The 10,963-nt window shown below is 69.6% G+C and carries 5 protein-coding genes; 1 reads left to right on the forward strand and 4 read right to left on the reverse strand.

Annotation, left to right across the window (positions count from 1 at the left end; translation table 11 throughout):
- Positions 1-19: 19 nt before the first annotated feature.
- The 4 genes from ACQEVI_RS15765 to ACQEVI_RS15780 all read right to left on the reverse strand — a co-directional run bounded on the left by ACQEVI_RS15765 (position 20) and on the right by ACQEVI_RS15780 (position 6,920).
- Positions 20-2,872, reverse strand: coding sequence for an immune inhibitor A domain-containing protein (locus tag ACQEVI_RS15765; RefSeq protein ID WP_432900451.1), 2,853 nt, complete (start codon positions 2,870-2,872; stop codon positions 20-22).
- 199 nt (positions 2,873-3,071) lie between these two features.
- A complete protein-coding gene (cobA, locus tag ACQEVI_RS15770) occupies positions 3,072-4,355 on the reverse strand; it encodes a uroporphyrinogen-III C-methyltransferase (RefSeq protein WP_432900452.1) in 1,284 nt (427 codons plus the stop codon).
- Positions 4,348-5,208: a phosphoadenylyl-sulfate reductase gene (locus ACQEVI_RS15775; RefSeq protein WP_432900454.1), complete on the reverse strand. Its 861-nt coding sequence runs from the start codon at positions 5,206-5,208 to the stop codon at positions 4,348-4,350. The genes cobA and ACQEVI_RS15775 overlap by 8 nt, the downstream gene beginning before the upstream one ends.
- A complete protein-coding gene (locus ACQEVI_RS15780; RefSeq protein ID WP_432900456.1) occupies positions 5,205-6,920 on the reverse strand; it encodes a nitrite/sulfite reductase in 1,716 nt (571 codons plus the stop codon). Before ACQEVI_RS15780 ends, ACQEVI_RS15775 begins: the two co-directional genes overlap by 4 nt.
- Positions 6,921-7,637: 717 nt before the next feature.
- On the opposite strand from ACQEVI_RS15780, the gene ACQEVI_RS15785 reads away from it, so the two are divergent.
- Positions 7,638-10,904 carry a hypothetical protein gene (locus ACQEVI_RS15785; protein WP_432900458.1) on the forward strand — a complete coding sequence of 1,089 codons (3,267 nt, stop codon included), beginning with the start codon at positions 7,638-7,640 and terminating at the stop codon, positions 10,902-10,904.
- The last annotated feature ends 59 nt before the right edge of the window (positions 10,905-10,963 follow it).

Raw genomic sequence — 10,963 nt, forward strand, 5'->3', positions numbered from 1 at the left:
TGCTGCGGCTAGGTGCGGATCACGACCCCGACGAGAGGGGCGGCGTGATCTGGATCAGGGCCGACGTGTTGCCCTTGAACGCCTTCTTGAGGTGGATCACGGTGCCGTAGCCGACGCCGTCGTCCTCGGGGTTGCCGGTGCCGGTGATGGCGCCGATGCCGAAGTCCTCCCCGAACAGCTCCGGCAGGAGCTGCCCGCGCTCGTCGACCATCCGCACCGAGTAGGGCGCGTTGCCGACGGACGGCACGACCGTCGACGCGTCGTTGTCCCGGTAGTACAGGCTGCCGTTGTCGTTCAGCTCGAGCCCGGGGTACCAGCCGGCGTCGTCCCTGAACGTGCGCACCGGTGCCTGTGCGCCGAAGTCCGTGCAGAACTCCTCGGTGGTGTCCTCGCCCGTGATGCACTCGGTGAACGGGTACGTCGGCTTGAGGCCGAACGCCACGTTCGACGACTGCGCACGGGACGGGACGTTCTTCAGCACCGACGTGTCGGGCGTGGCCGAGTCGTCGCGCCGCAGCGGGTCGAAGTGGCTGTCCACCAGCAGCAGGCCACCCTTCGGTCCGGCGCTCGGGAGCGCCGACAGGTTGCTCAGCACGAGGTTGGCGTTGCCGTACGTGGTGTCGCGGTACCAGACGAGCATGCCGGGCGCGTTGTACGCGACCTTCTCGACCTTCCACGCGTCGCTCTGCGGCGCCGCGTAGGTGGAGTCGTACCCGTACTTCAGGCCCTTGTCGAACCCGTCCAGGTTCCGCCACTCGACCAGGTAGTACTGCGCCTGGACCGACGAGCCGGAGGTGGTCTGCCAGCCGGCGCCGGTGGTGTCGACGAACGTCGACACCTCGGTGGTCCAGCCGGGGTCCGTCGTCTCGACGTCGTCGCTCCACACGACCGTGTCACCGCTCGTGAGCTCGAAGTCGTCGGAGAACCAGCCGCGCTCCTGGAAGGCGGCATCCGTGGCGTAGCGCAGCCGGACGTCCACGGTGGTCCCCGCGAACGCGGACAGGTCCACGTTCAGGTGGCCCCAACCCTCGGTGGTGCCGGTGAGGCCGTACTTCTTGCCGCCGAAGTCGGCCATGCGGCCGTTCGGGTCCGCGTACCCGTCCGGTGTGGTGATCTCGTTGCCGTCGTCGTCGACGACCTTCTGCTCCGTCCAGGTGGCGCCGCCGTCGGTGGAGACCTCGACGAAGCCGTAGTCCCAGTCCGCCTCGATGACGTAGTCGGCCCAGAAGGAGAACGTGGCGTCGGCCGGCACCTCGACGGTGCGCGACAGCCGCACGTCGGCCCAGTCCTGCTCGGCACCGGAGTACCACATGCTCTCACCGCTGTGCGGCGTGCCGAGCGTGATCTCCTTGTCCGGCAGGTTGACCTTGACGCCGTCCGCGGTGCCCTTCAGCGGGCGGGACGCCTGGCCCACCTTGACGCTGGTCCGGGCGTCTCCCGGGTTCACCTCGACCGGGTCCACCCAGCCGAGCACCCACTTGTCCCAGATGCCCATGTGCGTGGGCATCGACTGGAAGATGGGGCCCGAGTGCGAGCCGGAGCTCATCAGGTCCCAGAAGTCGACGTCGGAGTCGCCGCCGCTACCGGTGTCGTACAGGTCGGGCAGGCCGAGGTCGTGGCCGTACTCGTGCGCGAACACGCCGACGCCGGAGTCCTCCGGCTGCACGATGTAGTTCGAGAGCTTCAGGTCGGTGCCCGGGATGTCGGCGCCGCCCGCGACGGCCGAGGAGTGGGCCCAGAGGGCGTAGGTGCCCTGTTCGCCACCGCCGCCCGACTTGTCCTCACCCGCGTGGACGAGCACCACGTGGTCGATCACGCCGTCCGGCTCGAGGACGTTGCCGTCGTCGTCGCGGTCGCCCTGGTCCTCGATGTCGTAGTCGGCCCACGGGAAGTCGGGCTCCATCTCGGCGAGCTTCGCGACGGCGTCGATCGGGAGCTGGCCCGGCCCGAGGGGGTTGTCGGGGTGGCCGTTCATGGACTGGTAGGCGCCGGCCTCCCACTCGCCCTCGTCGTTCTTGAAGCAGCGCTGTGCGCCGTAGTAGCCCTCGGAGTGCGGCACCTTGACCCACGGTGTGGCCTCGCCCGAGACGGTGTAGGCGCCCCGCGACATCTCCTCGTACATGTTCTTCATGGTGTAGCCGGAGATGTCGATGCCCCGCTTGCCGTCCGGCCCCGTGAGGTCCGGGCGGACCCGCTTGGTGATGCCCTTGTCGCTGAAGAGCATCTTGTTGAAGTGGTCGGACGAGAAGTCCTTGACCCACATCGAGTTGTTGTCCGGCTGCGAGGCCTTGGCCGGGTTCGGGATGTTGTTGTGCAGGGGGCCGTTCTGGACGTTGCCCGGCATGCACTCCGACGAGCCCCAGTAGGTGGGCACCATCTGGTCGGTGAAGTCGTCGTTCGCGTTCTCGTCGAACTCGACCAGGATCGTCAGGAGCTTGGCCTCCTGGGTCTGCGGCGCACGCTTGTAGCGCGACTGCTTGATCTTCTTGGGGCTCGAACCCGTGACGACCGCCTGGTTCTCGAGCTCGGCCAGCTTCCGCGCCGCCGTGGGGTTGCCGCCGGCGAACTTCTTGTCGAGCTCGTCCGAGGCGGCCTGGACGGAGGTGTCGACGCCGACGCCGGTCGCGCCCTCGGCCTTGTGGAGGACGGTGCGGCCGCCGGGCGTGATCTCGACGTCGTCGTCGATCTCGGGCTGTGCGGCGACGTCCGCGTAGTTGATGTAGTGCTCTGAGCTCTGGATGGCGGGTGCATCGCTGCCGGTGGCTACCGCCGTCGTCGCACCTCCGGTCGCGGCGAGCCCGGCGACGGCGAGCGCGATGGCCGGCATCGCGGCTACCGTGCACCGCAGCGCACGTCGTGTCCTTGTTCTCATGCGTTCTCCCAGATCAGGCCGTCGGCATTGGTCGTGTGACGGCAGGGCAGAAGGCCACCGAGTGTGGTGGCGTGTGCATGCCTACCGGAACTTGACCTACGGCGGAAAGGGAGTTGGGGCATCTTCACCCGGGAAGAGATCCGTTGAGCGCTGGGTATCTGCGGGGTTGATGGCCTTCGCGCCCGCAGATACCCAGCACTCAACGAGCTTGTTGCGCCCAGGCGGGCGAGAGGCGGACTACCGCGCCCACCACGATCACCGCGGGCGGTCGGACGCCGACGGCGGTGGCCCGCTCGGCGATGTCCGACAGCGTGCCGACCGTGACGCGCTGCCGGGGCCCGAAGCCGTCCTCGACGAGGGCGACCGGGGTGTCCGCGGGGCGGTCGGCGGTCACGAGGGCGTCCGCCGTCTCGGCGAGCCGGGTGACGCCCATGAGCAGCACGAGCGTGTGATCCGGACCGCCAGGCACGTCGGCGGCGCCGTCGTGCCCGGTCAGGACACTGAAACCGCGCGCGACACCGCGGTGCGTGACCGGGATGCCGGCCGCCGCGGGGACGGAGACGGCGCTGGTCACGCCAGGCACCACCTCTACCTCGACGCCTGCCGCGTGGCACGCGGCGAGCTCCTCGCCGCCGCGACCGAACACGTACGGGTCGCCGCCCTTGAGGCGTACGACGTCGCGCCCCGCCAGGGCGTGCTGGACCAGCAGCGCGTTGATCTCGTGCTGCGGCACCGGATGGTTGCCGCTCGTCTTGCCCACGTCGATGACCTCGACGTCGGGCGAGAGCTCGTGCAGCAGAGCGCGCGGGCCGAGCCGGTCGATGACCACGACGTCGGCCTGCGCGAGCACCGTGCGGCCGTGTGCCGTGATGAGGCCGGTGTCGCCGGGCCCGCCGCCGACGAGCCAGACCCGGCCCGTTCCGGTGGTTGAGGGCCGATGGCGGCGGAGCGGCAGCGTGCCGGTCTGGAGCGCCGCCGCGACCGCGTCCCGGATCGCCGTGGCGCGGCGCGGGTCGCGGCCCGCGGTCACCGAGACGGTCACCTCGGCGTCGTCGGTCAGGGCGGTGCGGGCCACCGCGGGGACCCACGCGCTGCCGACCGAGGCGTCGCCCGCGGTGACGCAGAAGACCCGGGCGCGCTCTGCGTCGTCGGCCACCTGCTGGTCCACGGCTGAGGAACCGGTGGCCGTGTGCACGAGCCATGCCCCGTCGAGGTCGCCCGCCCGGTAGGCGTGGGCGACGAGCTCCACCGCGCCGGGCGCCGAGACGCGGGCCAGCACCGACAGCTCCTCGCAGGCGTCGGGCGCGACGACGCGCACCCGCGCACCCGCCTCGACGAGCGAACGGGCACGGCGCGCGGCGACCGGCCCGCCGCCGACCACCACGACGAGCCGCCCGGCGACCTTCAGCCCCAGCGGGTAGATCTCGTGCGCCACCCCTCCATCGTGCGCCCCGGCGGTGGGCAACGGCGCGACGTCAGACATGGAGACCGCACTCGTCCTTGTCGAGCCCTGCCCACCGGCCGGAGCGTGCGTCCTCGCCCGGCAGCGGCCGGGCGGTGCACGGCTCGCAGCCGACCGACGGGTAACCGTCGGAGAGCAGCGGGTTGATCACGAGGCCATGGCGGTTGGCGTAGTCCGCGACCTGCTCCTCGGTCCACGCGGCGATCGGGTTGATCTTGACGACGCCGTTGCGCTCGTCCCACGAGACCAGCTGGGCGTTGGCGCGTGCGGCGGTCTCCTCGCGGCGGACGCCGGTGGCCCACGCCTCGTAGTTCTCCAGCGCCTTCTTCATCGGCGCGACCTTGCGCATGGCGCAGCAGGCCTCGGGGTCGCGGTCGTGCAGCTTGGGCCCGTACCGGGCGTCCTGCTCGGCGACGGTCAGCTCGGGGCGGACGTCGACGACGTTCACGTCCAGCTCGATCTCGACGGCGCCGCGCGTGCCCAGCGTCTCGGCGAAGTGGTAGCCCGTGTCGCCGAACAGCACGTCGACGAACGGGAACTGCTCGGCCACGAGGTGCGACAGCACGGTGTCCTGCATCGAGGAGGCCACAGCCATGTACGGCCCGAACTCACGCACGGCCCACGCGATGACCGCCTGCGCGTCCGCCTCCGGCGTGTCCCCGCAGGCGTTCAGCTGCGCCTGTCCGCGCTCCACGACGGCGCGCAGCTCCTCGGGGGTCCGACGGCGACGCTTGGCCCGCGCGGCCGGTCGCATGGCACGGATGCTCTCGCGGGCGGCGGCCCGGGCGCGGACCCGTGCGAGGCGCGGGTTCACCCCCGCACGCTGCTCGGAGAGCGAGAGAGAGGAAATCGGTGCTGCTTCCGTCGTGGTCATCGAAGAGCCTCCTCGTCGGCGCGGTGTGCCCACTCTGCGAACGTCTCTTCACCGTCGTGGTCGGCGTCGTACCTGCGCACGACCCGCTCCACGTAGTCGCCGATCCCGTCGGCGGTCACCTTGAGGCCGCGCACCGTGCGTCCGAGCCCGGCGTCGTCCCGGTCCAGCGACGTGAGGCCGCCACCCAGGTGGACCTGGAAGCCGGGGACCTGGTTGCCGTCGTCGTCCAGCACGAGCTGACCCTTGAGGCCGATGTCGGCGGTCTGGATGCGCGCGCAGGAGTTGGGGCAGCCGTTGACGTGCAGGCTCAGCGGCTTGAGGTTCTTCAGGTCCCCGAGGCGCTCCTCGAGCTGCGTGATCGCCACGGCCGACGTCGCCTTGGTCTCGACGATCGCGAGCTTGCAGTACTCGATGCCGGTGCAGGCGATCGTGTTCCGGCGGAAGTTGCTGGGCCGGGCCTGCAGCCCGAGCTCGGCCAGGCCGGCGACCAGCGGCTCGACCTCGTCCTTCGCGACGTCGAGGACCAGCAGCTTCTGCTGCGGCGTCAGGCGGACCCGGCTGCTGCCGTGCGCCTCGGCGAGGTCGGCGAGCTGCGCGAGGGTCTCGCCCGAGACGCGGCCCACCGTGGGTGCGGCACCGATGTAGAAGCGGCCGTCGTGCTGCTCGTGGACGCCGATGTGGTCACCGCGCTCGTCGAGGCCCAGCGACGCGGGCGACGGCGGCTCGATGCTGTCGCGCAGCTTGTAGCCCAGGTACTCGTCCTCCAGGACCTGGCGGAACTTCTCCACGCCCCAGTCGGCGAGCAGGAACTTGAGGCGGGCCTTGTTGCGCAGCCGGCGGTAGCCGTAGTCGCGGAAGATGCGGACCACGCCGTGCCAGACCTCGGGGGCCTCCTCGGGGGAGACGAAGGCGTTCAGGCGCTCCGCGAGGCGCGGGGCGGTCGACAGCGCGCCGCCCACCCACACGTCGTAGCCGATGCCCAGCTCCGGGTGGTCGACGGCGACGAACGAGATGTCGTTGATCTGGTGCACCACGTCGAGGCTCGGGTGGCCCGTGATCGCGGACTTGAACTTGCGCGGCAGGTTCGCCAGCGCGGGGTCCCCGATGAAGCGCTCCTGGATCTCCTCGATCACCGGCGTGGGGTCGATCAGCTCGTCCTTGGCCACACCCGCGACCGGGCTGCCGAGGATCACGCGCGGGACGTCGCCGCAGGCCTCCGTGGTGCTCAGTCCCACGGCCTCCAGGCGGCGCCAGATCTCCGGCATCGCCTCGACCTCTATCCAGTGCAGCTGCAGGTTCTGGCGGTCGGTGATGTCGGCGGAGCCGCGGCCGAAGTCGGTGCTGATGCCCGCGATGACGCGCAGCTGCTCGGTGGTGAGCGCCCCGCCGTCGATCCGGACGCGGAGCATGAAGTACTTGTCCTCGAGCTCGTGCGGCTCGAGCGTGGCGGTCTTGCCGCCGTCGATCCCGGGCTTGCGCTGCGTGTACAGGCCCCACCAGCGGAACCGGCCGTGCAGGTCGTCGCCGGGGATGGAGTCGAAGCCCTCCTTGGCGTAGATCCGCTCGATGCGGTCACGGACCTCCAACGGGTCGGACTCCGCCTTGAACTCCTCGTTGTGGTTCAGGGGGGCGGTGCCGTCGATCTTCCACTGGCCGTTCGGACGAGCTGGGCGCTTCGTCGTTCGGGGCTGGGCAGGGGCAGTGTTGACCATGTGTGGGGTCCTGTTCGTGCGGTGCGCGCGGGCATGGAAGCTGTGGCTGGGGGGAGTTGTGCGCGTCGTACGGCACAGGCGGCCGATTCCCGGGTGTGACCAGGGACTCAGTGCTGCGGACCGGCGGCGCGCGCTGACCTTGCAGGGGCGAGGGGCGCGTCAGAGCTGACAGCTGCGACAGCAGTCGCAGGCACAGGTCGGCATGGCACACATGGGCATCTCGTGACGGGTGGTCACGAGGAAGATGCGCGCTGCCTTGGTCATGGCGATGACGTTAACCGCCGGTGGTACAGGGCGGAAGAGGCCGTCCACATAGTGGATGCCTATCGCTCGCATCGATGTTGCCTATGCATTTCCCGACCTTTCTGGTGGGGTACCGAGCGACTCCTGGTCAAGGGAGCCTTGCGGCGGGCCATGCATGTGTAACGAGTTCGTTAACGGTTATCCACAGACTGTGGGCGAGGTCATGCAGGGTCAATCCCTGATATTCCAACCTTCTCGGATTTCACCCTGTGGACGCATCGGGTGAATTTTCACCAGTGGATGGTTGTGAACGAACTGTTCCGCGGTGGCATATTGCTTGACGGCTCATTTACCTCGCTGTCAGTGTCGAGCCCGGCTGGCATGGGCGAAGTCTCGCGAAACAGGGCGAAATGGCCTTGGGGTCGACCCGCGCCAGCGTGTTTCGTCGTCGCGGTGGGGAGTCGTCTGATGCAGGTGGATACGCGCACATCCGGTGCTGTGGGAGCGCGCGCGTCGCGCTTCCTGCTGGCGATGCCGCTGGCGGTGATGCTGGCCGCGAGCACGGCGGCGGGCCCTGGTGCGGCACAGACCACCGCGCCCGCGGAGCTTGGCACCGAGCTCGCCGCGGAGACGGAGTGCCCTGCGCAGGTGGAGTCCATCGACGAAGCGATCGATGCCGCTGTCGATTGCGGCGGCCAGACTCGCGTCGGCGAGACGATGTCGGAGTTCGCGACCGGCTTCGCGACCGCCACCGGAAACGTGCGCATGGAGTACTCGACCGCTGCGGTCCGCCAGGACAGCGACCGTGACGGCGAGTGGGCCCCGGTCGACGTACAGGTGCAGCCCGAACCGGAAGCCGACGGCGAGCTGGCCGGAATGATCGCGGTCACCGGTGGGGTCGAGCCGGTGTGGCTGAACCCCGGCGGTGCGGCGGGCGCGGACCTGCCACTGGTCGCGCTCGGTGCACCAGAGAAGCGGGTGAGCATGTTCTCCGCGTCACTGCCACCGTCGGAGGCCTCCGCGGGCGTGGTCGACGAGGACGGGCGCCGGGTGACGTACTCGTTCGGGCAGGGCGTCGACCTGATCGTGTCGGTGAACCCGGACGGCACCACCGCGACGCCGGTCGTCCGTGTTGCCGACCGGGACGCGTTGAATCACCTCGCGGATGACCTCTTGGGTGGTTCGCCGGATCTCGCGCTGGAGTTCCCGTTGCGGACGGCGGAAGGTCTCCAGGTGCGCGACGCCGAGACAGGGCCGGGGTTCGAGGTAGCCGAGTCCGACGGTGTGACCGTGTGGGAGTCGGGGACCCCGCTGATGTGGGACTCGGCAGGTTCCACCGACTGGGACCAGGCGGGCGCCGGCGACGCCGGACCCGCACGCCTACGGTCGGCGACCGCGCAGGGTGCGGAGCCGGATGACGGCAAGGTCCGTCTGGAGAATCCGGTGGCCGGTGACGCGGTCGCGACGATGGATGTCGCCGTGCGTGCGACCTCGGACGGCGGGGCGGTGACAGTAGTTCCGGACGCGGAGATGCTCGCGGACCCCGACCTCGCCATGCCGCTCCTGCTGGATCCGAAGATCGGGGCACCGGACCCGGCGGGCTGGGCGATGGTCCAGAACTACTCGGCGTGGAAGAACACCCCCCACTGGAGGTTCTCCGGATCCGAAGGTGTGGGCCTGTGTGATCCGAACGCGCACACCGAGTGCACCCAGCGCAACGTGCAGCGCCTGCTTTGGAGGTTCAGCGCGCTGCGCCAAGGCTCCGACGGGGTGTGGCTGGGCGACCTGAAGGGCAGCGAGGTCATCCGTGCGGAGTTCTCCGTCAGCGGCTCGCACGGCTTCGACTGCAGCGCTCGTTCTGTCGATGTCTACGGGGTCGGGACGTATGTGGACTCGGGCACGGTGTGGGACGACGTCGACTGGAACGGGAAGCAGGACCGGTGGACGGGTACGCACCGGGACGGCTGCTCGACACGTAAGACGCGGGCTGAGTTCGATGTCACCGCGCGAGTTCGCTCCGCTGCCAATGCCGGAGACTCCTGGATCTCGCTCGGCATGCGCGCCGCTGACGAAGGCTCGATGAACTGGTGGAAGCGGTACAACGGCTCCTCCGGAACCCTGTCGATCCTGTTCGACCGGCCGCCACTGCCCCCGACGACGTCGCAGACCGAGATCGTCCCGGGTACGGGCGCAGATCCGGTGGACTGCCCGAGCTGGGCGAATCGCGTTCAGGTGCGTGACGCCACTCCGCAGCTCAAGTCCAGGGGGCGGGAGCCGGACGGGACCACGGGCGTGAAGATCCGGTTCCGCGTGCAGTCCCACGAGACAGCGAGCTCCATCTGGTACTCCGGCTGGTCGGCCGCCGCAGGGGCGACGACCTGGCGGTCGGTGACCGTGCCGGGTTCGGTCGGCCTCGTGTCGGGCAAGACGTACCGCTGGCAGGTCCAGGTGACCTCGACCGATCCGGTCAGCGGCCACAAGGCGACCACGGCGTGGAGCGATTCGCCGTTGTGCTTCTTCGTGGTGGACACCACCTACCCGAACCCGCCGAAGGTGACGAGCTCCAACTACCCGGAGCGGCAGATCGCTGGTGGGGTGGGAACGTCGATCGCGGTGACGTTCGCACCGAACGGCTCGGGCGATGTGGCGCGGTACTGGTACTCGCTGAACACCCAGACGTTCGAGCACCGTAGGACGCCCGGCTCCGTCGGAGGTTCGGTGACCTTTGGGATCCCGATCAGTCGACCAGGGTTGAACTACGTAGCCGTGTACTCCGAGGACGACGCGGGACTGGTCTCGGATCCCACGATCTACGAGTTCTACGTCGGTTTCGCCTTCACCACAGGGCACTGGCAGCTCAACGACGCCGACTGGGCCGACGGAGCGGCCGCCACGGCCGGCGTGAACACCGACCCGGAGTCGATCGCCGGTGACTTCGCCGCCACCGGTGGGGTCACCTGGACGCCGGGTGCGGAGCCCCAGGGGCTCTGGCCGCCGGACCCGTCCGGAGACCCGGAAGGACGGGTACCGGACGGGGCATGGCTGTTCAACCCCGACCCCGCCACTCGTGACGACGTCGCCACGAGCGTCGAACCCGTGGTCAACGGCACCGAGTCGTTCACGGTATCGGCGTTCCTGCGGGCCGACGACACGTCTGCCTCGAGTGCCGCGGTGACCCAGGTGCCCACACCCGCCGAGACGGTCGAAGGCGACTACCGGTCGAGCTTCCACCTCGGCTTCTCCACGTCCCAGGACTGCCCCACCGAGGTGGACCCCGGATCGGTGGACGACGATCCGGACACGGACAACAGGGTGCTGCCGTGCTGGGCCTTCTGGCACGTGCGGGACAACGACTCGAACTCCGACAACGTCATCTCCCGTACGCCCGTCGCGGCGCTCGAGGGCGAGTGGACGCACGTCGTAGGTGTGTACGACGCAAACTCCAAGTCGTTGCAGGCGTGGGCCTGTCCGCTGTTCGCCTTCCCCGCCCAGCGGCCCGCTTCGGGTCCGGTCTCGGCGTTCGAGATCGACGCCAACGGTGACGGTGACCTCACCGATGACGGCGACGAGACGTGGGAGCCATGGAACGTGGCGGGCCATCTGCGCCTGGGCTCCGGGATGAAGAACGGCAACCCGATCTGGCCGTTCCACGGCGCTGTGGACGAGGTGCGCATCGCGGCAGGGCACATCTACGACGAGACCGCCCTGGACGACATCTGCAAGGGAGCGGACGTCCCATGATCCGCACCCCGGGTGGCCTTACGGCAGTCACAGCGAGCTGGAACAGCGGGATGACGGAT

The sequence above is a fragment of the Promicromonospora sp. CA-289599 genome, from assembly GCF_050936155.1.
Classification (GTDB): Bacteria; Actinomycetota; Actinomycetes; order Actinomycetales; family Cellulomonadaceae; genus Promicromonospora.